19 protein-coding genes, 3 tRNA genes and 1 pseudogene are annotated in these 24,275 nt (G+C 64.3%); 19 read left to right on the forward strand and 4 right to left on the reverse strand.

From position 1 onward, the window contains the following. Positions 1-9: 9 nt before the first annotated feature. Both glyS and PQ467_RS12535 read right to left on the reverse strand, forming a co-directional pair. Positions 10-2,124, reverse strand: a complete 2,115-nt coding sequence (gene glyS / locus PQ467_RS12530; RefSeq protein ID WP_274176154.1) for a glycine--tRNA ligase subunit beta — start codon at positions 2,122-2,124, stop codon at positions 10-12. Continuing rightward, the gene (locus PQ467_RS12535) at positions 2,121-3,035 is read right to left on the reverse strand and encodes a glycine--tRNA ligase subunit alpha (RefSeq protein WP_273618754.1); all 915 of its coding nucleotides are present in this window, start codon (positions 3,033-3,035) and stop codon (positions 2,121-2,123) included. Before PQ467_RS12535 ends, glyS begins: the two co-directional genes overlap by 4 nt. 165 nt (positions 3,036-3,200) lie before the next feature. Here PQ467_RS12535 and PQ467_RS12540 point away from each other — a divergent pair, with 165 nt between their 5' ends. The 8 genes and pseudogenes from PQ467_RS12540 to PQ467_RS12575 all read left to right on the forward strand — a co-directional run bounded on the left by PQ467_RS12540 (position 3,201) and on the right by PQ467_RS12575 (position 10,526). Next, positions 3,201-4,163, forward strand: coding sequence for a TraB/GumN family protein (locus PQ467_RS12540; protein ID WP_274173727.1), 963 nt, complete (start codon positions 3,201-3,203; stop codon positions 4,161-4,163). After that, positions 4,163-5,023, forward strand: a complete 861-nt coding sequence (locus tag PQ467_RS12545) for a TraB/GumN family protein (RefSeq protein WP_274173728.1) — start codon at positions 4,163-4,165, stop codon at positions 5,021-5,023. Before PQ467_RS12540 ends, PQ467_RS12545 begins: the two co-directional genes overlap by 1 nt. A 116-nt stretch (positions 5,024-5,139) precedes the next feature. Further along, positions 5,140-5,427 (forward strand): annotated as a pseudogene (rplY, locus tag PQ467_RS12550) (50S ribosomal protein L25); the annotation flags it as partial. A 112-nt stretch (positions 5,428-5,539) separates the two neighbouring features. Next, positions 5,540-6,106 (forward strand): aminoacyl-tRNA hydrolase, encoded by a 567-nt coding sequence (pth, locus tag PQ467_RS12555; RefSeq protein ID WP_274173729.1) that lies wholly within the window; start codon positions 5,540-5,542, stop codon positions 6,104-6,106. 143 nt (positions 6,107-6,249) lie between these two features. Next, on the forward strand, positions 6,250-7,536 hold the full coding sequence (locus PQ467_RS12560; protein ID WP_274173730.1) for a PEP-CTERM sorting domain-containing protein: 1,287 nt from the start codon (positions 6,250-6,252) through the stop codon (positions 7,534-7,536). 143 nt (positions 7,537-7,679) lie between these two features. Then, positions 7,680-8,780: a redox-regulated ATPase YchF gene (gene ychF / locus PQ467_RS12565; protein ID WP_274173731.1), complete on the forward strand. Its 1,101-nt coding sequence runs from the start codon at positions 7,680-7,682 to the stop codon at positions 8,778-8,780. Continuing rightward, positions 8,780-9,259, forward strand: coding sequence for a MaoC family dehydratase (locus PQ467_RS12570; protein ID WP_274173732.1), 480 nt, complete (start codon positions 8,780-8,782; stop codon positions 9,257-9,259). The genes ychF and PQ467_RS12570 overlap by 1 nt, the downstream gene beginning before the upstream one ends. A gap of 37 nt (positions 9,260-9,296) precedes the next feature. Continuing rightward, positions 9,297-10,526: an alkaline phosphatase family protein gene (locus PQ467_RS12575; RefSeq protein WP_274173733.1), complete on the forward strand. Its 1,230-nt coding sequence runs from the start codon at positions 9,297-9,299 to the stop codon at positions 10,524-10,526. A gap of 6 nt (positions 10,527-10,532) precedes the next feature. On the opposite strand, the gene mutL is transcribed toward PQ467_RS12575, so the two are convergent. Beyond that, positions 10,533-12,356, reverse strand: a complete 1,824-nt coding sequence (gene mutL / locus PQ467_RS12580; RefSeq protein WP_274176155.1) for a DNA mismatch repair endonuclease MutL — start codon at positions 12,354-12,356, stop codon at positions 10,533-10,535. Positions 12,357-12,646: 290 nt separating this feature from the next. Here mutL and PQ467_RS12585 point away from each other — a divergent pair, with 290 nt between their 5' ends. From PQ467_RS12585 to ribH, 11 genes are all read left to right on the forward strand, one after another. Continuing rightward, entirely contained in the window at positions 12,647-13,693 is a 1,047-nt protein-coding gene (locus tag PQ467_RS12585) for a rod shape-determining protein (RefSeq protein WP_168602564.1), read from the forward strand. A 92-nt stretch (positions 13,694-13,785) separates the two neighbouring features. Next, on the forward strand, positions 13,786-14,766 hold the full coding sequence (mreC, locus tag PQ467_RS12590; protein WP_274173734.1) for a rod shape-determining protein MreC: 981 nt from the start codon (positions 13,786-13,788) through the stop codon (positions 14,764-14,766). Next, positions 14,767-15,312: a rod shape-determining protein MreD gene (locus PQ467_RS12595; RefSeq protein WP_274173735.1), complete on the forward strand. Its 546-nt coding sequence runs from the start codon at positions 14,767-14,769 to the stop codon at positions 15,310-15,312. After that, positions 15,312-17,396, forward strand: a complete 2,085-nt coding sequence (gene mrdA / locus PQ467_RS12600) for a penicillin-binding protein 2 (protein WP_274173736.1) — start codon at positions 15,312-15,314, stop codon at positions 17,394-17,396. Before PQ467_RS12595 ends, mrdA begins: the two co-directional genes overlap by 1 nt. Then, entirely contained in the window at positions 17,393-18,511 is a 1,119-nt protein-coding gene (gene rodA / locus PQ467_RS12605) for a rod shape-determining protein RodA (protein ID WP_274173737.1), read from the forward strand. Before mrdA ends, rodA begins: the two co-directional genes overlap by 4 nt. Before the next feature lie 117 nt (positions 18,512-18,628). Then, a tRNA-Lys gene (locus PQ467_RS12610) sits at positions 18,629-18,704 on the forward strand. Positions 18,705-18,731: 27 nt separating this feature from the next. Further along, a tRNA-Lys gene (locus tag PQ467_RS12615) sits at positions 18,732-18,807 on the forward strand. A 29-nt stretch (positions 18,808-18,836) separates the two neighbouring features. After that, a tRNA-Lys gene (locus PQ467_RS12620) sits at positions 18,837-18,912 on the forward strand. Positions 18,913-18,967: 55 nt separating this feature from the next. Next, positions 18,968-19,972 (forward strand): acyltransferase family protein, encoded by a 1,005-nt coding sequence (locus tag PQ467_RS12625; RefSeq protein ID WP_274173738.1) that lies wholly within the window; start codon positions 18,968-18,970, stop codon positions 19,970-19,972. A gap of 44 nt (positions 19,973-20,016) precedes the next feature. Further along, the gene (gene ribB, locus PQ467_RS12630; protein WP_274173739.1) at positions 20,017-21,300 is read left to right on the forward strand and encodes a 3,4-dihydroxy-2-butanone-4-phosphate synthase; all 1,284 of its coding nucleotides are present in this window, start codon (positions 20,017-20,019) and stop codon (positions 21,298-21,300) included. 10 nt (positions 21,301-21,310) lie between these two features. Further along, positions 21,311-21,733 (forward strand): 6,7-dimethyl-8-ribityllumazine synthase, encoded by a 423-nt coding sequence (gene ribH / locus PQ467_RS12635; RefSeq protein ID WP_274173740.1) that lies wholly within the window; start codon positions 21,311-21,313, stop codon positions 21,731-21,733. Between the two features lie 60 nt (positions 21,734-21,793). Here ribH and PQ467_RS12640 read toward each other — a convergent pair whose 3' ends face one another. Next, entirely contained in the window at positions 21,794-23,881 is a 2,088-nt protein-coding gene (locus PQ467_RS12640) for a M13 family metallopeptidase (protein WP_274173741.1), read from the reverse strand. Positions 23,882-24,275: the final 394 nt, after the last annotated feature.

Here is a 24,275-nt window from a genome sequence, read left to right on the forward strand (position 1 = left end):
TGCCCCGCCCTAGCCTTCGATCCGTGAGAAGTCAGCCACTTTGTGCGTTGCAGCACGCAATTGCGACAAAAGGCCTAGGCGGGCGGAGCGGATCGCGGGATCTTCGGCGTTTACAGTGACATGATTAAAGAACTCGTCAACCGCGCTGCGCAAGGAGGCAAGCGCCGCCATCGCGCCGGTAAAGTCCTCCGCCGCCACGGCCTTTTCCGCGCGCGGCGCGGCATCGGCCAGCGCCGCCATCAGCGCCGCTTCGGCCGGTTCAGGCGCAGGATTGGTGACATTGGCGTCCCAGCCCTTCTTCTCCTCGGCCTTGAGGATATTGGCCGCACGCTTGTAACCGGCGAGCAGGTTTTTGCCGTCATCGGTCTGCACAAACGCCTGCAACGCATGGACGCGGGCGAGCAATCGGACGAGGTCGTCTTCACCACCAAGGGCGAAAACCGCGTCGATCAGGTCGTGGCGGACGCCTGCTTCCTTTTGCTGGACCTTGAGGCGGTCAGCGAAAAACTCCAAGAGTAGAATGCTCGTAATGGAATTCTGGTCCGCCAATGTTTTGTTATCGTCAGAATTCAAATCCGTACGCGGAACGATCAGGCGAGAGTCTATCACCGACACCACCGCTTGATCAATCACACGACCGAGCGGCAACCTGAGGTCATTCTTGGTGATGAGCGCCAACACCCCAATGGCCGCACGACGAAGGGCAAACGGGTCTTTCGAGCCGGTCGGATATTCCGCGACATAGAAAAACCCAACCAACGTATCCAGCTTATCCGCCAACGCCACACACACCGTCACAGGCGCGGTGGGAACATCATCCCCCTGTCCAACCGGCTTGTAATGATCGCGGATTGCATCGGCCACGGCATCAGGCAAACCTTCGGCCCGCGCATAATAGCCGCCCATCAGGCCCTGCAATTCCGGAAACTCGCCCACCATTTCGGTGACGAGATCTGCCTTGCACAATTCCGCCGCCTGACGCGCCAGAGCAGGATCTGCGCCCGGCACAATGCCTTCCGCCGCCAGCCATTCGGCCAGCTTGGCCACACGCGCCACCTTGTCGGCCACCGTGCCCAGCTTCTCATGGAACGTAATACGCGACAGCTTCTCGGCCTGAACCGCCAGCGGGGTTTTCAGATCCTGCTGCCAGAAAAACCGCGCATCGCTCAAACGCGCGGCCAGCACCTTGCGGTTGCCCGCGATGATGCCCTCGCCGCCGTCAATGGCGTCGATATTGGCGGTGCAGACGAAAGCGTTAGCCAGCTTGCCCGCCGCGTCTTCGCACACGAAATACTTCTGGTTCACGCGCGCGGTCAACTGGATCACCTCGGGCGGAACCTCAAGGAAAGCCTCGTCAAACCGGCCGAGCAAGGGCTGCGGCCATTCGGTCAGACCGGCGTTTTCAACCACCAGACCTTCGTCCTCAACAAGGCGCAGCCCAGCGGCCGCAGCCGCCTCCTTGGCCTTGGCCCGGATGATGTCCTGACGCTCCTCATGGTTCACCAGAACATGCGCGGCGCGCAGGTCGTCGGCATAGGAAGCCGCATCGGCCACGCTCACCGAACCGGTCGAATGGAAACGATGCCCCACCGTCTCGCGGCCCGACACGATCCCGCCAACCTCGCAATCGACCACTACGCCATCCAGCAACGCCACGATGCCCTGCAACGGACGCACCCAACGCAAGGACTCGGTCGAAAGCGATGCCGCGCCCCAGCGCTGGCTCTTGGGCCAGCTAAACCCGCGCACAATGGCCGGAATCGCCTCGGCCAGCACATCGGCGGTGGCGCGGCCCGGCTTTTCGGTCACGGCAAACAGCACGCCATCGCGTTCTTCCAACTGCTCGCGCGTCAATCCGGTCTTGCGCAAAAAGCCTGCCAGCGCCTGCTCGGGCGCAGAAGCCTTGGGCCCCTTCACTTCCTCACGTACCGCCTGCGTTGCCACCGGCAACCCGCGCGCGATCAGCGCCAGACGGCGCGGCGTCGACCACAGCGTCAGTTCGCCCACCGCAACGCCCGCCGCCGCCATTTGGCCGCGAAACAGCTTTTCCAGTTCGGCCCGCGCGCCCGCCTGCATCCGCGCGGGAATTTCCTCGCTGCGCAGTTCAAGAAGGAAATCGCTCATTTCGTCCACCCCGGAAATTTCACGGCCCATTCGGCCTCGTTCTTCTCGATCCACGCCTCGCAAGCGCCCTTGGCCAGATCGCGCACGCGGCCGATATAGCTGGCGCGCTCCTGCACGGAAATCACGCCGCGCGCCTGCAACAGGTTGAAGAGATGCGATGCCTCGATCGCCTGATCATAGGCGGCCAGCGGGATCTTCGCCTCGATGCAGCGCTTGGCCTCGGCCTCGGCGTGGGCAAAACCTTTGAACAATTGCTCGGTGTCGGCCACCTCGAAATTGTACTTCGACATTTCCTGCTCGTTCTTCAGGAACACGTCGCCATAGGTCAGGCCCGCATCATTGAAACGCAGGTCGTAAACCCAGTCCACGCCCTGAATATACATGGCCAGACGTTCAAGCCCATAGGTCAGCTCGCCCGCAACCGGCTTGCAGTCAAACCCGCCGACCTGCTGGAAATAGGTGAACTGCGTCACCTCCATCCCGTCGCACCAGACCTCCCAGCCCAGCCCCCAGGCACCCAGCGTCGGGCTTTCCCAGTCATCCTCGACAAAGCGGATGTCATGGGCCAGCGGGTCCACACCAATCGCGGCCAAGGATTGCAGATACAGCTCCTGCAAATTCTCCGGCGAAGGCTTGAGGATCACCTGATACTGGTAATAATGCTGAAGGCGGTTGGGGTTTTCACCATAGCGGCCATCGGTCGGGCGACGGCTGGGCTGCACATAGGCGGCCTTCCACGGTTCGGGACCAAGCGCGCGCAGGGTTGTGGCGGGATGAAACGTGCCCGCGCCCATCCGCATGTCATAGGGTTGCAGAATGGCGCAACCCTGCTTGCTCCAGAAATCATGGAGGGTCAGGATCATGTCCTGAAAGCTCAGCGGCTTTTTGGCCAAAGGTGCTGTCTCGCTCATGATCGACGCCTTTGGCGTAAGGCCCGCAACGGGTCAAGGGTGACCGATCAGGCCCGGCAAAAACCGCCCGCAGGCCAAGACAAAGCCTCCCTACAGCCCGTGTTAACCTGACATTCGCTCAATACCGCAATCGACAGGTGACACAGGATCATTATAGGGGCCGCCATGCTGAAGGTTATTCTCCCCCGTCTCACCCGCGCTGCGGCCTATGCTCTGGCGTTGCTGGGCGCCGCGCTGGCGTTTGTCGCGCCTGCCGCCGCCCACGCCGCCGCCAAGGTCCAGCGCCACCCCACGCCGGTCGCCCCCCAGATGCTGGCCAGCCCGCATATCGCCCGCCCGGCCTTGTGGAAAGTGCAGCGGGGAGACACAGTGATCTATCTGTTCGGTACGGTTCACGCCCTGCCTGCCAATATCGACTGGTTCGACGGCGCGGTGGCGCGGGCCTTTGGCGATTCAAACACGCTGGTGACCGAGATTATCGAGAAAAAGCCGGAGGATATGCGCGCCATCGTGATGGACAAGGCGATGCTGCCCCAAGGCCAGAACCTGCGCGCCACGCTCTCGCCCAGTACGCGCAAGGCACTGGAAAAGGCGCTGGCGGGCAATGGGCTGGCGCCGGCCATGTTCGACAGTTTCCGCCCGTGGTATGCCGCTGTGGCGCTCTCCACCCTGCCGCTGATGAAGTCGGGCTACGACCCGGCCAATGGCGTGGACGGGCGGCTGGTCAAGATGGCGCAGGAGCGCGGGATTGAGCATGTCGCGCTCGAAACGCCCGAATATCAGCTCGGCCTTTTCGATTCGCTGCCCATCGCGTCCCAGCGCGGATATTTGCGCGAAGTGGCCATGAATGCGCCCAAGATCACCACCGAACTGGGCGCGATGATCGCGGCGTGGAAGGTGGGCAATGCGCCCCGTCTGGCCAAACTGATCAATGCCGATCAGAGCGACCCCAAGCTGGCCGAGGCGCTGCTGCTGGGGCGCAACCGCAATTGGGCGGCGTGGATCGGAGAGCGGCTGCGCAAGCCGGGTAAGGTCTTTATCGCCGTGGGCGCGGGCCATCTGGCCGGGCGCGGCAGCGTTCAGGAGCAATTGGCCAAGCAGGGCATCATCGCCACGCGGGTGCAGTAATGAAGCGCGGCTGGGCCGCGCTTGCCGCGCTGTCGCTGGCGGGCGGGGCGCTGTGGTATGGGCTGCATCGCCCGGAGCCCGTCCGCCCCGCGCTGTGGCAGGTTGAAGGCCCCGGCGGGCAGAAGGGCTGGCTGCTGGGCACGATCCACGCCCTGCCCCGCGCGGCGGCTTGGCGCGAGGGCCCGGTGGCCAAGGCGTGGGACGGGGCCGATACGGTGATCGTCGAAATCGCCGCGTTGAATGATGATGCGGCCACCGCGCGGGCGTTTCAGGCGCTGGCCCATACGCCCGGATTGCCGCCGCTGGACGCGCGCGTATCGCCGCAAAACCGCGCTGCGCTGGCCCGGGCGCTGGCCGCCGCCCATGCCAAACCGGGCGATTTTGCCGATACCGAAAGCTGGGCCGCCGCGCTGATGCTGGCGCACGAGGCCGCCACGGGCAACCCGGCCAATGGCATAGACCGCGCCGTTCTGGCCGAAGCGGGGACAAAGCGGGTCGTTGAACTGGAGGGCGCGGGGGCGCAACTGGCCATCTTCGACCGCCTGCCCGAAAGCGCCCAGCGCCGCCTGCTCGACGAGGCCGTGTCCGATGCCAAGCCCACCGCCGATCTGGCCACTGCATGGAAAAAGGGCGATGTCGCCACGCTCTCTCAGGAAACCAACCGGGGCATTCTGGCCGATCCGGTCCTGCGCGAGGCGCTCTATGCCGGCCGCAACCGGGCATGGAGCGCAAAGATCGCTCAGAGCCTTGCCTCCGGCGCCCATCCGTTCGTGGCCGTGGGCGCGGCGCATATGGCCGGGCCTGATGCCCTGCCCGCGATGCTTGCCGCGCAGGGCTATCGCGTGACGCGGGTGCAATAAGCGCGCCCTTGCTTTTCCCCCGCTTTGCGCCTAAGGGCCGCCGCCTGCCCGGCATGGTCATCCCTGGAGGCGTGTCGGGTGTATTTTGGTTCCAGAAGTTTTGAAAGGCTTGTGTTATGAGCAATACCCTGACCCTGCCGGCCGAGACGCGTGCGAAGACTGGCAAGGGAGCCAGCCGCACCCTGCGTCGTGAAGGCCGCGTGCCCGCCGTGATCTATGGTGGCAATGCCGAACCCGTCGCGATCCACGTCGAAGCCAAGGAGCTGATCCGTCAGCTCAACACCGGCACTTTCTTCGACAGCGTGATCGAGCTGACCGTTGACGGCCAGACCATCAAGACCCTGCCCAAGGATGTCGCCTTCCACCCGGTGAGCGACCGTCCCGAGCACGTGGACTTCCTGCGCGCTTAATTGCGACAGGCGCCGCATGATGCGGCGATGAAACAGGCGGGAAAGATGGCCGGAAACCGGCGTGTCTTTCCCGCCTTTTCTTTGCGCCAGACGGGAAATTGAAACGATGCAATTGTGGGTGGGCCTTGGCAATCCGGGCGACCAGTACAAGATGAACCGGCACAATGTGGGCTTTATGGCCTGCGATGTGATCGCCGACATCCATCGTTTCGGCCCGGTGCAAAAGAAGTTTCAGGGCTGGCTTCAGGATGGGCGGATCGGGACCGAACGGGTGATCCTGCTCAAACCCGCCACCTTCATGAACGAGAGCGGGCGCGCGGTGGCCGAGGCGATGCGCTTTTTCAAGCTGACGCCCGATGCGCTGACGGTCTTTCATGACGAACTCGACCTGCCGCCGATGAAGGTCAAGGTCAAAACCGGCGGCGGCCATGCCGGACATAACGGCCTGCGCTCCATCGCCCAGCATATGGGGCCCGACTATCGCCGCGTGCGCATCGGCATCGGCCATCCGGGGCACAAGGACCGCGTGACGGGCCATGTCCTTGGCAATTACGCCAAGGCCGAGATCGACGATCTGGCCGACATGCTGGGCGCGATTGCCGCCGAGGCGCCGTGGCTGGCCAAAGGCGATGATGTGCGCTTTATGAATGATGTGGCGTTGCGGCTTGGCTGAATTTCGGCGCGCCACCTGCGCCAAACTGACCGCTTTGGTTTATCATTAACCGCGCTTCAACCGTTCCTGCCGCATAGATCGCGCCCAACGAATGGCGCGATTGGCGGGCAACCTGCCCTGCCGCGCCCACAGAACGGGGCATTATGGCACAAACCCAGCACGGCGGGCACCAGCAAGGCAGGGACCGGCAAGGCGCGCAAAAGCAGAACTGGCTGCTGACCGGCGTCACCATCGGCAGCATCATTCTGGCGATCCTTGGCTGGACGCGCAAAGTGGACTGCGGCTGCCCCAAGGATTTGAACGCCAGCGTGTCGAGCACGGTCAAGGGCCTTGGCGAAGGCATTGGCCAAGGCGGGGGCCAGGGCGGCGGCAAAGCGCTGGACGCCAAGGGCATGGCCATTCGCGTGGGCGCGCCCGATGCGGACGCCGGACGCGCCGCTCCCCTTGGCCGCCCGGCTGCGCTGGGGACCGGCATCGGCGCCGGTGGTACGCCCGCCAATCTGACCAACACGCGCGGACCTCTGGGCGTCGGGCGCGGGATCGGTACGGGTGCTGGCGTTGCCGGCGGCGGCAATCTGCGCGCGGACGGCACGCCCTTTGACGGCACCGGCAATGGCTTTGCCCGCGGCAACAACACCGCCAACGGCATCGGCGCCACCGCATCGCGCGGCACCAGCGGCGGCAGCGGCAACCCTTCAGGCGGAACAGGCGGCGCGGCGGGCGGCCAATTGGCCCCCAATGGCCAACCGGCGGGCGCAACTTCGTCGACCGGCGGCACCGGAACGCAGGGCACGGGATCAACCTCGGGCGGGCAGCAGGCGATCAGCACAAGCGGCGGATCGGCCAATGGCCAGGGCTCCGGTCAGGGGTCGGGTCAGGGTCAGGGCACGACCTCGGGCGGGACAACGTCGAGCGGCGTGACCAGCACCAGTTCAACCACATCGGGCGGCGCTGTTTCCTCCACCGGCGGGACCACAACGACGGGCGGCGGCACTGTTGGCGCCACCACCGGCGGGCGCGATCCCTTTGGCCCGCGCGACCCCAATATCCGCCCCGGCGGCAATGGGCGGCCCGATGGCGATCATGATGGCGCGGCATCAGGCGGCCGGGGGCCTGCGGGCGGACCTGGCCGGGATGGCAATGATGGCCGGGGCCATGATGGACGCGGAAACGATGGGCGCGGGAATGGCTGGTTCGATGGATTCCATTTTGGCGACAAGGACAATGGCAAGGACGGGGGCAAGGGCGGGGGCGCAGGCGCGACCGACGTTCCCGAACCGGGCGCGTTTGGCCTGATGGGCATTGGCGTGGCGGGCCTTGGCTTTGTCTCGTGGCGTCGCCGTCGGGCCAAGGGCGCCGCCGCGCGCCAAAGCGACGGGGCACGCGAGGAGGGACACGAAGACGGGCACGAAGACGGGCAGGCCGCCTGATCCCCCAACCCCACTTTTCCCTTGATTTCGCCCCTTGGCTGGACCATCGCCCGCCCATGACCAAGGCCCCGCCTCAGCGGGGCCATTGACGCGCGCCTGCCTTGCATAAAGGCGGGCCGCATGGCGATTAAAAGGATCGAGCGATGGGTTTCAAATGCGGGATCGTCGGCCTGCCCAACGTGGGCAAGTCCACCCTGTTCAATGCGTTGACCGAAACGCAGGCGGCGCAGGCGGCCAATTATCCCTTCTGCACCATCGAGCCCAACGTGGGTCAGGTGGGCGTGCCCGATCCGCGCCTCGACAAGCTCGCCGAGATTGCGGGCAGCCAGAAGATCATCCCGACACAGCTCTCGTTCGTGGACATCGCCGGTCTGGTCCGCGGCGCGTCCAAGGGTGAAGGTCTGGGCAACCAGTTCCTTGGCAATATCCGCGAAGTGGACGCCATCGTCCATGTTCTGCGCTGTTTTGAAAATGACGACATCCAGCATGTCGACAACCGCGTGGACCCGATCTCGGACGCCGAAACGGTCGAAACCGAACTGATGCTGTCCGACCTTGAAAGTCTGGAAAAGCGCGTTGCGGCGGCCCAGAAAAAGGCCAACAGCGGCGACAAGGAAGCCAAGATCCTCGTCTCGGTGCTGGGTCAGGCGCTCGAACTGCTGCGCGAGGGCAAGCCTGCCCGCCTGACGCAGCCCAAGGACGATGACGAAGCCCGCGTCTTTGCGCAGGCCCAGTTGCTGACCGCCAAGCCCGTGCTTTACGTCTGCAACGTTGAGGAAGAAAGTGCGGCCACGGGCAATGCTTTTTCCGCCAAGGTGTTCGAAAAGGCCAAGGCCGAAGGCGCCACCGCCGTCATCGTTTCGGCCGCCATCGAGGCCGATCTGGTCGGCATGGACGCCGAAGAACGCACCGAATTCCTCTCCGAACTGGGCCTTGCCGAAACGGGCCTCGCGCGCATCATCCGCGCCGGTTACGAATTGCTCGGCCTGCTGACCTTCTTCACCGTCGGCCCCAAGGAAGCGCGCGCATGGACTGTGGCCAAGGGATCCAAGGCCCCGCAGGCGGCGGGCGCGATCCACTCGGATTTCGAACGCGGTTTTATCCGCGCCGAAACCATCGCCTATGACGATTACGTCTCGCTGGGCGGCGAAGGGCCGTGCCGCGATGCGGGCAAGCTGCGTCAGGAAGGCAAGGAATATGTCACCAAGGATGGCGATGTGTTCCACTTCAAGTTCAACGTGTGATGGGCGCTGAATTCCGCACCTTTTTTGAAGACCTTGTATCGGGCGAAATCCACAAGTTCGGCCAGTATGAGGTCAAGCGCGAGGAAGTCATCGACTTTGCCCGCGCCTATGATCCGCATGATTTCCACCTGTCCGACGAGGCGGCGGCGCAAAGCCATTTCGGCCGCCTCGCCGCCAGCGGATGGCACACATGCGCGATGACCATGCGGATGATGGTGGATCAGATGCATGAAAAGGGTCTGGCCAGCATGGGCGGCGCGGGGGTGGATGAACTGCGCTGGCTGGCGCCGGTCTATCCGGGCGATGTGCTGCGGGTGGAATCGGAATTGCTGGAAAAGCGCCGCAGCCGCTCGCGCCCCGAAATGGGCCTGATCCGGCGGCGCAACACCGTGTTCAATCAGGAAAACCGCGCAGTGATGAGCTTTCTTGTCACCGGCATGATTGCTCTTCGCGATCCCTCCGCGCCGATCGAAGACTGACGCGAATTTGCAAGAAATCAGGTTCAGAGCCATGACTATGAAGCAGTTTTTCCGTCTGATGGCCGCCCTGATCCTGTCGCTGGCGGCATTGAGCCAGCCCGCCGCCGCGCGGGCCAGGCCGCGCGAACGCATCCCCACGATCCTGATTTCCATCGACGGCTTCCGCCCCGATTACATCAGCCCCGCTCTCACCCCCAATCTGGCCGAGATCGCGGCCAAGGGCGTGTCGGGCGCGATGACGCCATCCTTCCCCAGCATCACCTTTCCCAACCACTGGACCATGGCCACCGGCCTGCGCCCCGACCGGCACGGCATCATCAATGGCGCGATGAGCGATCCGACCCATCCCGGCGTCATCTTCGGCAAATCCAGCGAGCAGCCATGGTGGTGGGACGGCAGCGGCGGCCCGGTGCATGTCGAGCCGATCTGGGTGGCCGCCGAGCGCGCCCATATCCGCGCCGGTATCATGTTCTGGCCCGGATCGACCGTAGCCATTGACGGCATACGCGCCAGCGACTGGCAGGCCTATCACGCCGATTTGCCCAACCATGAACGCGCCGAAGTGGTACTGGACTGGATGCGGCGGCCTGCGAAGATCCGGCCCGGTCTGGCGCTGCTCTATTTTGGCGATGTGGATGTGAACGGCCATCGCCATGGGCCGGGATCGAGCGAAACCACCGCCGCCATCCGCGATGTCGATGCCGCCATCGGCTATCTGCGCCGGGGGCTGGCGGCCATGCATCGGCGGGTCAATATGGTCATCGTGTCGGATCACGGCATGGCCCGCACCATCCCCGACCATGTGATCTGGGCCAAGGATTATCTGGCCAAGGAGGATTACACGCTGGTTTCCTATGGCGGCATCCTGTTCATCAACAATGTGCCGGGGCATGAGGCCAAACTGGCCGAAAGCCTGAAGAAAATGCCCGGTTTCATCCATTGCTGGCGCAAGGGCGAATTGCCGGAACGTTTTCATTACGGCCATAATGCGCGCGTGCCCGACTGGCTCTGCCTGCCCGATCCGGGCGCGCGGATCATGGATGGCAAACCCGAACACCCCGATGACGGCGGCGACCATGGCTATGACCCGGCCAGCCCAGACATGCGCGCGCTGTTCCTGGCCACCGGCCCGGCCTTCCACCCCGGCACGCGCCTGCCCGTGTTCGACAATGTTGCCATCGAGCCGCTGCTGCGCCGCCTGATCGGTCTGGCGCCCGGCAAGGATCGCGACGGGACGGTGGCGCCGGTGCAAAAAGCGCTGCGGTAGGGCGGACTATTTCCGCCCGAACAGCTTCTCAATGTCCCCATGCGCCAGCTTCACCCAGGTCGGCCGCCCGTGGTTGCACTGGCCTGAGCGCGGGGTCACTTCCATCTCGCGCAGCAGGGCGTTCATTTCGGCCACGTTGAGCGCCCGCCCCGCCCGCACGCTGCCGTGGCAGGCCATGGTGGCCAGCACCAGATCGAGCCTTTCGCCCAGCAGCAGGGCGTCCCCATTGGCCGCCAGATCGTCGGCCACATCGCGCACCAGCGCCTGAACATCGCCCTTGCCCAGCGCGGCGGGGACCGAGCGCGCCAGCATCGCCGTGGGCCCGAACCGCTCCAGCGCCAGCCCGAGCTGCGCCAAGGTCGGGATCGCCTCCTCCAGCCTGTCGCAGCTTGGCTCATCCAACTCAATCACCTCGGGCAGGAGCAGTGCCTGTGCAGCGGCCACCTTGTCGCCCGCCCCTGCGGCCTTCAACCGTTCCAGCACGATACGTTCATGGGCGGCATGTTGATCAACAATCACCAGACCATCCTCGGCCTCGGCGATGATATAGGTGTGGGCCACCTGTCCGCGCGCTACGCCCAGTGGATGCCGGAGGGCCTCGGGCGCGGGTTCCTGCGACACTTCGGCGCGGCCCATCGGCAGGTCCTGCGCCGGGGCCATCACCTGCGCCTCATAGCCGCGCCATGCCGCGCCCGCCTCGCTGACGCGGTTGGGAGATGGCGTATATTGGGGCGCATATTGGCGGGCGAAAAGGCTGGTCAGGCTGGGCGCCGGGGCAGGAGCAATCGGTTCGGCCTGCCAAGCGGTCATGGCCGGGGCCGCCGGGGTCTGGGCGGTCTTTTGCCCCGCCCCTTCCAGCGCATGGCGCAGGCCCGATACGATAAAGCCCCGGATAAACGAAGGATCGCGGAAACGCACCTCGGTCTTGGCCGGGTGGACGTTCACATCGACCTCCTCGGGCGGAACGTCGAGGAACAGCGCCAGCACCGCATGGCGATCACGCGCCAGCATATCGGCATAGGCCCCGCGCACCGCACCCACCAGCAGGCGATCCTTGACCGGGCGGCCATTGACGAAAAGATATTGATGATCGGCCACGCCCCGGTTGAACGTGGGCAGCCCCGCCACCCCCGTCAACCGCGCCGGGCCACGTTCGAGGTCGATAATCACCCCGTCCTCGGCCAGTTCGCGCGCGACGATCTGGGCTACGCGGTCAGGGCCGGTCTGCCCCGGCTGGACCGACAACACGCGCCGCCCGTCATGCTCCAGCACAAAGCCGACCTCGGGCCGCGCCATGGCCAGACGGCGCACCACATCAAGGCAGGCGGCATATTCGCTGCGCCCGGACCGCAGGAATTTGCGCCGCGCGGGAATTTTGGCAAAAAGATTGTCCACCCGGATCCGTGTGCCGGGGGGCAGCGCGGCGGGGCCGTCCTCGACCACATCGCCATGATCGACCACCCGGCGCCAACCCTCTGCGGCCCCGCGCGGGCGGCTCTCGATGGAAAAGCGCGCGACGCTGGCGATGGAGGGCAAAGCCTCGCCGCGAAAGCCAAGGGTGGTGACCAGTTCAATGGCCTCGTCGGGCAATTTCGAGGTCGCGTGCCGTTCCAGCGCCAGCGCCATCTGATCAGGCGCCATGCCGCAGCCGTCGTCGGTCACTTCGATCGCCTCCAGCCCGCCATCGGACAGGCGCACGCTGATCTGCCCCGCACCGGCATCGATGGAATTTTCCATCAATTCCTTGAGCGCGGAGGCGGGCCGCTCGACCACTTCACCGGCGGCGATGCGGTTGACCAGATTTTCGGGCAGGCGGCGAATAATGGGCATACGCCCCATATAGACCGCCTTGGCGCAAAGCGCAGGACGCGCGGCCGACAATTTCCACCGATTTTCCGCAAATGCGTGGCACCAATCGCCACCGCGCTGGTGCAATCGTCACACGAATCAGCCATGGCGAGGATCAAGCGAAAGCGATTCGCGCCGATCCGTTGACGCATTGCAGGACAGGGCCAACAAATTTTTGGCCTTTATGCTGCTCATGCGTTATGGAGCGGCGCGCCCACACCCAAATATCCTGCCGAACGTTTCGAATGTCCGGCAAAGCCACGGAAGCCTCGATGTCGTCCTTTTTCTCGCGTTTCATGAAATTCGGTTCGCAAAACATGGCCATCGACCTCGGCACGGCCAATACGCTTGTCTATGTGCAGGACCGGGGAATCGTGTTGAACGAGCCCAGCGTGGTGGCCATCGAGACGATCAACGGCAACAAGAGCGTCAAGGCCGTGGGCGATGATGCCAAGATGATGATGGGCAAGACCCCCGACAGCATCGAGGCCATCCGCCCGCTGCGCGACGGCGTGATTGCCGACATCGAAATCGCCGAAGAAATGATCAAGCATTTCATCCGCAAGGTTCATGGCAAGCGCAGCCTGTTCCGTTACCCGGAAATCGTGATCTGCGTTCCCTCGGGCAGCACCAGCGTTGAACGCCGCGCGATCCGCGATGCGGCCAGCAATGCGGGCGCCAGCCAGGTTTACCTGATCCTCGAACCGATGGCCGCCGCGATTGGCGCCGACATGCCCGTGACCGAGCCGGTGGGTTCGATGGTGGTCGACATCGGCGGCGGCACGACCGAAGTCGCCGTGCTTTCGCTGCGCGGTCTTGCCTATACGACCAGCGTGCGCGTGGGCGGCGACAAGATGGACGAAGCCATCGTTTCCTATGTCCGCCGACACCACAACCTGCTGATCGGTGAAGCCACAGCCGAGCGCATCAAGAAGGATTACGGCATTGCCGTGATGCCCGCCGACGGGATTGGCGAAACGATCCACCTCAAGGGTCGCGATCTGGTCAATGGCGTGCCCAAGGAAATCACGATCACGCAGGCCAATATCGCCGAAGCGCTGTCCGAACCGATCAGCGCGATCATCGAAGGCGTGCGCATCGCTCTTGAAAACACCGCGCCCGAACTGGCCGCCGATATTGTCGATCAGGGCATCGTGCTGACCGGCGGCGGCGCGCTGATCAAGGGTCTGGACGATTATCTGCGCGAGGAAACCGGCCTGCCGGTGTCGATCGCGGAGGATCCGCTGTCCTGCGTGGCGCTGGGCACGGGCCGCGCGATGGAGGATCCGATCTATCGCGGCGTGTTGATGACGGCCTGATTTTTCGGGCTGATCGTTGGAAGTTTTGATTCCCTGTCCGCCGTCGGCATAGGGTCGCGGCGGACAGATAATGCGTAGGAAAGGCGGGATGCATGGCTCCGCCAGGCAACCGGCGCCCGGGCTATTCGCGCAGGGCGCATAACAATATCTTCTTTGCCTATGTGGCGGCCGGTGTGGGTGCGCTGGTGGGCGGCGCGCTGCTGTTCGCCTCAATGGGCAGCACCGGCAATTTCGCGTCCCTGCGCAATATCGCGGGCGACGTGACACAGCCTGCGGCACAATTGACCGCGCAGGGGCGCTCGGCTGCGGGTGGCGTGTGGGGCGCTGCGGCGGGCTATTTCACCTCGGGCCCGGAAAATGCGCGGCTGAAAAAAGAGGTCGCGCTGGGGCGGGTGCAGGCGGTCGAACTGGCGGCGGTGAAACAGGAGAACGAGCGGCTCAAAGCGATGCTAGGCCTGACTTCGGACACGCCCAAGCCGATCACCTATGGCTGGCTGGTGGCCAGCACCAACGCCAACGCGCGGCGCTATGCGACGATCTCGGTGGGCAGCCTGCAGGGCGTGAAAAGCGGAATGCCGGTGCGCACCCATCTGGGGCTGATCGGGCGCGTGCTGGAGGTGGGCCTGCATTCGGCCCGCGTGTTGATGATCACGGATCCCGAAAGCGTGGTGCCGGTGCGCCGCGCCAGCGATTCGATCCCCGCCTTTGCCACCGGCAAGGGTGATGGCACGCTGCAACTGCGGCTGCTGACGCTGGGGATCAATCCGCTCAAGGTGGGCGATGCCTTCGTCACTTCCGGTTCGGGCGGGCTTTACTGGCCCGGCACGCCGATTGCTGTGGTTTCCAGCCTGACGCGCGACGGCGCGATCGCCCGCGTGCTGGGCGATCCGGCGGTCAGCGAGATGGTGGCTGTGTTGCCCGCATGGGCGCCGGGCGATGATCCCACGCTGCCCCCGCCCGCCGATCCGGTGAAGGCCAAGGCCGAAGCCGATGCGGCGGCCAAAGCGGCGGCAAAAGCGGCCAAAGCGGCAGCAGGCGCAACCGGCGGCGCCGCGCCCAAGGCGGCACGCTGAATGGCGGCCAACCGGCTTTTGCGAAGCCGCGCGCGCCAGATCAGCCGCGCGCCCTCGCCGTTTGTCGCCTATGCCGCGCCCTGGCTGACGGTGGCGCTGGCCTCGTGCCTGCCGGGATGGCCGCTGATTGCGGTGGCGCCGATCATGCCGCCGCTGGGGTTTATGACGCTGCTGGCGTGGCGACAATTGCGGCCGGGCCTGCTGCCGGTCTGGTCGGGCGCGGTGCTGGGCATGGTCGATGACCTGTTCAGCGGGGCCCCCTTTGGCGCTGCCATGGCGCTGTGGTCGATCACGATGATCGTGATGGATCTGATCGAGGCGCGGTTTCCCTGGCGCAATTTCCTCACCGACTGGCTGGTGGCGGGGGTGTTTATCGCCGCCTATCTGGCGCTGGGCTGGGTGATTGCGGCGCATTCGGGCGGGGCCATCGCGCCTGCGCTGGTGGTGCCGCAAGGGCTGATGGCGCTGGTGGCCTATCCGATGGTGGGGCGCACGGTCGGGCTGATCGACCGCTGGCGATTGATGCGATTCCGGGTGCTGGGTTGATGGCAAAGCGCAAGAAAGCGCCGAAACTGATTACGCCCGCGATGCTGCGCGACAGTTTCGACCGTCGCAGCATGGTCGTGGGCCTGTTGCAGGGCGGGGTCGGCGTGCTGCTGGCCACGCGCATGGGCTATATCGCTCTGGCCGAAAGCCAGAAGTATCAGATGATGGCGGAGAGCAACCGGGTCAACCTGTCGCTGATCCCGCCGCGCCGGGGCTGGATTCTGGACCGCGACGGCCAGCCCATCGCCAGCAACCGCGCCGATTTCCGCGTCGACCTGATCCCCGACCGGGTGATCGAAAAGGAAAAGACGCTGGAGGAACTGGCCCATATGCTGGGGCTGGACGAGATCGCGCTGCAGGATGTGCGCGACCGGCTGGAAAAGGCGCGCGGGTTTCAGCCCGTCGAGGCCGGGTCGCATTTGAGCTGGGAACAATTCGCCGCCATTTCGGTGCGCCAGCCCGATCTGCCCGGCGTGGTGCCGCAGCGCAGTTTCTCCCGCTATTACCCATCCGGCCCCTGCGTGGGCCATCTGGTGGGCTATGTCGGCGCGGCCAATGCCAAGGATTATGAGAAAGAGCACAACCCGCTGCTGATCACGCCGGGTTTCAAGATCGGCAAGGACGGGCTGGAAAAGGTCTATGACCAGACCCTGCGCGGCCAGCCCGGCGCCCGCCGCACCGAGGTGACGGCCAGCGGGAAGATCGTGCGCGACCTTGAAACGCGCGAGGACGTGCCGGGGCAGCCGATCAAGTTGACGGTCCATGCCGGATTGCAGGAATATGCCGCACGCCGCATCGGGGTGGAAAGCGGCGCCTGCGTGGTGATCGATTGCCTGACGGGCGACCTCCTCAGCTTTGTTTCCATGCCCAGTTTCGACCCCAACAGCTTTACCGACGGGGTCGGGCGGCTGGAATGGAAGATGCTGTCGGACGATGACCATGTGCCGCTGCGCAACAAGCTGCTGCATGGCCTTTATCCGCCCGGTTCAACGGTCAAGCCCACGGTGGCGCTGGCCTTTCTGGAGGCGGGGCTTGACCCCAAGGCCAGCGTCAATTGCAACGGCGGGCTGCGCGTGGGCAACCGCGTGTTCCACTGCTGGCAGCACCACGGCCACGGCAGCGTCGATATGGCCAAGGGCATCTATCAGTCCTGCGACGTCTATTTCTATCACTTTGCCCAACAGATCGGCATGGACCAGATCGCGCGCACGATGCGCAAGATCGGCTATGGCCAGAAATTCCCCCTGCCCTATCCCAGCCAGTCCTATGGCACGGTGCCCGATCCGGCGTGGAAGATGAAGAAATATGGCAAGGAATGGGCCGTTTACGACACTGTGAACGCCACCATCGGTCAGGGCTATGTGCAGGTGAACCCCTTGCAGCAGGCGATCATCGCCAGCCGTCTGGCCAGCGGCAAATTGCTGATGCCGCGCCTGATGCATGATGACAAGGCCCCCGCGCCTGCTTCGCTTGGTGTGCCGCAGGAACATCTCGATTTCATCCATTCCGCCATGCACGAAATGGTCAACGGGCGCGGCACCGGCCATGCAGCCAAAATCCCCATCCCCGGTGTCGAACTGGCGGGCAAGAGCGGCACGGCGCAGGTTGTCGGCCTCAACATCGGCAATGGCAAGGGCGGCCTCTGGCGCCACCGCGACCATGGCCATTTCATCTGTTTCGCGCCTTTTGACAAACCGCGCTATGCCTGCGCCGTGCTGGTGGAGCATGGCGGCGGTTCGGGCGCGGCCATGCCGATCGCGCGCGATGTGATGACCTATATGTTCGACCAGCAGAAAGCGTGGGACGCGCTGACCAAGCTGGAGGCCGGATGGGGCGGCACGCCGCAACAAAGGCAAGCCGCCAAGTATCGCACCTATGCCGCGCAATATGGCGTTTCGGCCCCCGCGGTTCAGGACAGCGACGAGGCCCTGGCGCGCGAGAACGAGGCCGATGCCCGGCCCACGCCCCAGCCGATCCAGTCCGACGCCGCCCCGCCCGCGCCCGAGCCCATTGCCGATGATGCTCCGGCGCCCGCCCCGACGCCCAGTCCCGCGCCCTCAGCCAGCCCGAGCCAGCATCCATGAGCATGCATGTTATCCCCACGCCCCTGCGCGGCCTGCCATGGCGGGTGCTGATCCCGCTGACGGCGCTGGTGCTGTTTGGCGCGACGGTGCTGTGGTCGGCGGCGGGGGGCCATTGGTCGCCCTATGCGTGGAAGCATATTTTCAACTTTGGCCTGTTCCTCTCGCTGGCCATCGCGATTTCGCGCCTGCCCGACCGCGCCTTTCGCCAATCGGCCTATCCGATCTATGGCGGCCTCGTCTTCCTGCTGATGCTGGTCGAGGCGGTGGGCAAGGTCGGCGGGGGCAGCCAGCGCTGGCTCAACATCGGCTTTATGAATCTTCAGCCGTCCGAATTGATGAAGCCGGGGATCGTGCTGGTGATGGCAGTGTTTTATGCCAGCCTGCCGCCGACGCTGATCCGCAGCTGGCGCGCGCTGGTGCCGCCGCTGATCCTGCTGGGGGCGCCCGCCGCACTGGTGATGCTTCAGCCCGATCTGGGCACGGCGCTGGCGATCTGTTTTGGCGCGGTGGTGGTGGTGTTCCTGTCGGGCACGCCGATCTGGTGGTTCATCAGCGGCGGCGCAGCGGCGGCGGTGATTGCTCCGCTGGCGTTCTTTTTCGCGCTGCATGATTATCAGCGCAAGCGCGTGCTGGTGTTTCTCGACCCCGAAGCCGACATGCTGGGCTCGGGCTATCACATTACCCAGTCCAAGATCGCCATCGGTTCGGGCGGCTTTTTCGGCAAGGGGCTGGGCAATGGCACGCAGAGCCATCTGAAATACCTGCCCGAGGCGCATACCGACTTTGCCTTTGCCACCATGGCCGAGGAATGGGGGATGATCGGGGGGCTGTTTATCCTCTTCGTGTTTTTCATCGTGCTGTTCCGCTGGGGCATGGGCGTGGCGCGCCGGGCGCCGGATCGGTTCAGCCAACTGCTGGCCGCCGGGATGACCGCGACGATCTTTTTCTATGTGGCGATCAACATGATGATGGTCATGGGCCTGGCCCCGGTGGTGGGCATCCCCCTACCCTTTATCAGCCATGGCGGGTCCTCGATGATGACCAACATGATCTGTATCGGCACGATCATGGCCGTTGACCGCTGGGGCAGGCGCGCAGGGGGCAGGCTGGGTTGAGGCCCTTTGGCCAAGTCTCGCAATTTTTTTGAAAGAATCACTTGCGCCCCCGCGATCACACGCTAAAGGGAGCGCCTCCGGCGGGGAGCCAACCAAGCTCTCCCACCAAACCGGTACGGACGCATAGCTCAGTTGGTAGAGCAGCTGACTCTTAATCAGCGGGTCCTAGGTTCGAGCCCTAGTGCGTCCACCACGGTTTTTTCGCCTTTATGGCGTGGATGGACGCATAGCTCAGTTGGTAGAGCAGCTGACTCTTAATCAGCGGGTCCTAGGTTCGAGCCCTAGTGCGTCCACCAAAAAATTTTCTGGCCCTTTCGGCACAGACGGACGCATAGCTCAGTTGGTAGAGCAGCTGACTCTTAATCAGCGGGTCCTAGGTTCGAGCCCTAGTGCGTCCACCACCCTCCACCGACAGATCGCTTTCCATTTGCCGCGATGGCGATTAGGGGCCGCGCCATGGCCGAAATGCCCTCCTCCACGTTAAAGCGCCTGCCGGGCATCGAACTGCTGCGTCTGGTGGCGGCTTCCTGTGTGCTGCTGCTGCATCTGCGCGCGGTGTTTGGCGGGCAGCGGGTGTTTGGTCAGGGCTATCTGGGCGTCGATTTCTTTCTGATGCTGTCCGGCTTTCTGATGGCGCGGGTTCAGGAGCCCAGACTGGCGCAGGGCGCGGCGGTGTGGTCGTTTCTGCGGCGGCGGTTTTGGCGATTGTGGCCGATGATGGCGCTGGGCGCGGTCGTGGGGATGCCGCGCCTGTGGCTCCATTCGGTCAATTTCTATAATTTCCTGCTGGCGGCGGTGCCCAATATGGCGCTGCTGCCGGTGTGGTGGTGGACCTTTGCCTTTCCGATCAACATTCCGGCATGGACGATTACCTGCGAACTGGCCTGCAATGCGGCGCATGTGCTGGGCCTTTGGCGGTTGCGGCGGTGGTGGATGGTTGCGCTGGCGGCGGCGCTGCTTGTGGCGGATGGCTGGATCGCGTGGCGGTTTCACGGGCTCGATGTCGGAGCCAGGAGCAACAATTTCTTTTGGGGCTTGCTGCGCTGTCTGGCCGCCTATGTGCTGGGTATCGTGTTGGCGCGCTGGTGGCGTGATGGGCCTGCTGTTGCGGTTCCATGGTGGGTGGCGGTTGCGCTGATGCCTGGGCTGCTGCCGCTGATGTGGTGGGCGGGGATGCAGGCGTGGTGGTGCGATGTCGGCTTTGTGGTGCTGGCCTGCCCGGCCATGATTGCGGGCGCGATGCGGCTCGACCGGTTCCATGATGCGGCGATGCGGCTGGGACGGATCGCCTTCCCTCTGTTTGCCCTGCAAATGCCGATTATCGAGGGTGTGCGCGAACTGGGCGGCACCTATTGGATCGCTCTGGCCGTGGCGGTTGCGGCGGGGATTCTGGTGGCGGATCTGGCCGCGCAAATATCCGCTTGGCGCATAGTCAGAAGAAATAATGTGATGGCAATGTGACGACACCCTTGCAATCACATCTCCATGTGATTACCTGCACAGCCATGACACAGAACATCCTTGATCGCGTTCGCCGCCTTGTCAACGAAGGGGGCATGACCCGCGCCGGACTGGCCCGCGCCGCCGGGCTTCATGCCAACACCCTGCGCGATGTCAACGAGCCGGAATGGAACCCCACCGCCGAAACTCTGGGCAAGCTTGAGCGTTTCCTTGACGAGAGCGACGAGACGCCGGTGCTGGTCGGCATCGATGAAATCATCGAGGAAGCCCGCAACGGGCGGATGTATATCCTTGTCGATGACGAAGACCGCGAGAATGAAGGCGACCTGATCATCCCGGCCCAGATGGCCACCCCCGCCGCGATCAATTTCATGGTCACCCATGGGCGCGGCCTCGTCTGCCTTGCGCTCTCGCATGAGCGTGTGGACCAGTTGGGCCTTGAACCGATGAGCCGCCGCAACGGCACGCCGCTGGGCACCGCCTTTACCGTCTCGATCGAGGCCAAGGAAGGCATCACCACCGGCATTTCGGCGGCCGACCGCGCCCGCACCGTTTCGGTGGCCATCGACGGCAGCAAGGGTTCGGCCGACATCGTCAGCCCCGGCCATGTCTTCCCGCTGCGCGCCCGCGCCGGGGGCGTGCTGGTGCGCGCGGGCCATACCGAGGCGGCGGTCGATATTTCGCGCCTCGCCGGTCTCAATCCTTCCGGCGTGATCTGCGAGATCATGCGAGATGACGGCACGATGGCCCGGCTTGAGGATCTCGTCGGCTTTGCCCGCCAGCATGGGCTGAAAATCGGCACGATCCGCGATCTGATCGCCTATCGCCGCAAGCATGACCGCATGGTCAGCCTGAAATCGGAAACCACCTTCAAGAGCCGTTATGGCGGCGAATGGCAGGCCCGCGCCTATTTCAACAAGGCGACCGGCGATGAAACGCTGGTGCTGCTCAAGGGCCGCGTGGACCCGGCCAAGCCGACGCTGGTGCGCATGCATGGCACCTCGGTCTTTGCCGACCTGTTGTGGGAGGACAGCCCGCGCGCCGGTCTCTTGCAGCGTTCGATGGAAATCATCGGCGAGGAAGGCGCGGGCGTGATCGTCTTTGTCAACCGCCCCCACCCCGAGGCCTCCAAGGCTTTTGAATGGCGGCGTCAGGCCATGGCGGGCAACACCAAGCACCTTGAGGAGCTGCGCGACTATGGCGTTGGCGCCCAGGTTCTGGCAGAGCTGGGCATTCATGAGCTGGTGCTGCTGACCAACACGCATCACACGCTTGTCGCGCTGGAGGGCTATGGCCTGACCATCGCCGAAGAACGCCGTATTGATTGAAGGACCTATCATGGCCAAGTTTCTGATTGTCGAAGCCCGCTTCTATGACCACCTCAACGACATGCTGGTCGAAGGCGCGCGGGCTGCGCTGAAGGCCGCCGGGCACAAGGTCGATGTGCTGACCGTGCCGGGCGCGCTGGAAATTCCGGGCGCCATCTCGCTGGCCGAGGCTTCGGGCGAGTATGAGGGCTATGTGGCCATTGGCGTGGTGATCCGCGGCGAAACCTATCACTTCGAAATCGTTGCGGGCGAAAGCGCGCGCGGAATCATGGCGCTGACCATGGACGGCATCGCCATCGGCAACGGCATCCTGACGGTGGAAAACGAGGCGCAGGCCATCGTGCGCGCCGACCCGGCGCAAAAGGACAAGGGCGGCGAAGCGGCCAAGGCGGCCCTCGCCCTGCTGGCGCTGAAGGAAAAGTTCGGCGCGTAAAACGCCCCGACAAGGCATGAAAAAAGGGCGCGGCGGTCATCCCATCCGCGCCCTTTTCTTTTACCAGACCTTCACCCGCTTGGCGGGCGGCAGATAGAGTTTGTCGCCCGGCTTCACATTGAACGCCTTGTACCAGTCATCGACATTGCGCACGGTCAGCGCGCGATACTGGCCCGGCGCATGGCCGTCGGTGGCGATTTGGGCGCGCATCGCGGCTTCGCGCGCCTTGGTGGCCCAACTCTGCGCAAAGGCGAGGAAGAAGCGCTGGTCGCCGGTCATGCCGTTGACGACCGGCGCTGGCTTGCCCTTGAGCGAGGCGTGATAGGCGTCGAGCGCTGCGGCCAGCCCCGCCACATCGGCAATATTCTCGCCCAGCGTCAATTCGCCCTGAACATGCAGGCCGGGAAACGGCTCATAGGCGCTGAACTGGTCGGCGAGCGCCTTGCCCGCCTGTTTGAAGCGCGCCATGTCGGCGCTCGTCCACCAGTCGCGCAGGCGGCCCGAGGCGTCGAAGGCCGCGCCATTGTTGTCAAAGCTGTGGCTGATCTCATGCCCGATCACCGCGCCGATCGCGCCGTAATTAAACGCTGCATCCGCCGCCGGATCATAGAACGGCTTTTGCAGGATCGCGGCGGGGAAGTTCAGCGCATTCTGCACCGGCAGGTTGACCGCGTTGACCAGTTGCGCATTCATCCACCATTCGCCCCGGTCCAGCGGCTTGCCGATCTTGGCCAGTTGCAGATGATATTCGTTGAGCCCCGCCGCCTTGGCATTGGCATAGGCCTTGTCCGGGCTGAGTTTCAGCGCCGAATAATCCTTCCATTTGTCGGGATAGCCAACGCCCACCACAATGCCGCGCACCTTGGCGATGGCCTCCTGCTTGGTGGCCGGGGCCATCCAGTCCAGCTTGGCAATGCGGGTGGCGAAGGCCTGCTTGATGCCCGAGACCATGCCCTGAATGCGGGCCTTGTCGCTGGCGGGGAAATATTTGGCGACATAGAGCCGCCCCAGCGCATCGCCCAGCGCGCCATTGAGCGCGGCAATGGCCCGGCGCTCGCGGCTGCGCTGAACCTTTACGCCCTGCAGCGCCTCGCCATAAAAAGCAAAGCGGTCATCGTCGATCTTCGTGGGCAGGACCGAAGCGTATTGGTTGACCTGATGAAAGGCCAGCCAGTCCTTCCACACGTCCAGCGGCTCGGAGGCAACCAGCGCGGCGATGCGCGGGATCGACTGGTCGTGGAAGGCGGCAAAGCGGTCCTGTTGACCCAGCCCTGCGGCGGTGAAGAAGGCATCCCAATCGATACCGGGGGCCTTGGCGGCGAAATCGGCGCGGGTCCATTCGGCATTGGCGTGCTGGAAATCCTCGCTTTGCTCGCGGCTTTCATGGGCCTGGGCAATCTTGATTTCCAGATCATAGATCTTCTGGGCGCGCGCATCGGCCTCAGCGGGCGTGGCCGCCAGCCCCGCATCGTTCAGGATCGTGGCGATATAGGCGCGATACTTGGCGCGGATGTCGGCCATCTTGGGATCGGCCGAGAGGTAATATTCGCGCTCGGGCAGGCCGAGACCACCTTGCAATACGTAGGGCATCACCGCCGTGCCGTTAAGGGATTGGGTGATGAACAGGCCGAAGAGGTTCTCGGTCTGAAAGTCGGTGGCATTAAGGGGATCTACGTCGGCGCGGACCTGCGCGCCGAGCATGCGCGAGAGTTCAGCCTTGTTCGCAATCGCAGCAAATGCGGCCAGATCGGCCTGCGCCGGAGCCATGCCCAAGGCGTTGATCGCCCCCGTATCGAGATAGGCACGATAGTAGTCATGGATCAGCGCGGCATCGCTGCCGGGCACGGGATGGCCCGCGACAACCTCGGCCACCAGCGCGGTGATTCGCTTTTCGGTCGACTGATCGGCGATGTAAAAGCCGCCCACCGAGGCCCGATCGGCCGGAATCGCGGTTTCGCGGGCCCAGGTGCCATTGGCGAAGAGATAAAAATCATCTCCGGGGCGGATAGAACGATCCATTCCGGATGTATTCAAACCCACCGAAGCGGCCATCGGCGCCCCCGCTCCATGGGCCACCATCGGGGCAACCAAGGCCACCGGGCAAAGGCCAAGCACCAGCGCCCGGCGGAAATCTGCTATTTTGGGCATTATCCTATCCTTACAATATAGTAGCGCCAGACTTACGCTCGAGAACCGTTGCCCCGCCCGCAAGCGGCGGGCGCACACAACAAGTTACACCGATGTCAGTAGGTTCGCCATGGAGCCGGAGATAAGCCAATCGGCGGCTTTGAATAGTCCAAATGTGGCGAATCTGCACGAGACGCCAAGCTCTCTACCGTTCTACATAGGTGTTACCACCTAGCTACGCTTGTTCAAATGCGAACCACACCTGACTATCGCCCTCTATTCATCCTCAACAATGGCCCGATGCAGAGCAATTTGTAAGCGGGCGCAATGTCCAGAAACAGGGATAGCATGGACCGGACTGACGACCCCCTCGCGCTGATGCAATGCTTGCGCAATGTGCTTGATCGGCTGGACG

This window comes from Novosphingobium sp. KACC 22771, assembly GCF_028736195.1.
In the GTDB taxonomy this organism is placed as follows: domain Bacteria; phylum Pseudomonadota; class Alphaproteobacteria; order Sphingomonadales; family Sphingomonadaceae; genus Novosphingobium.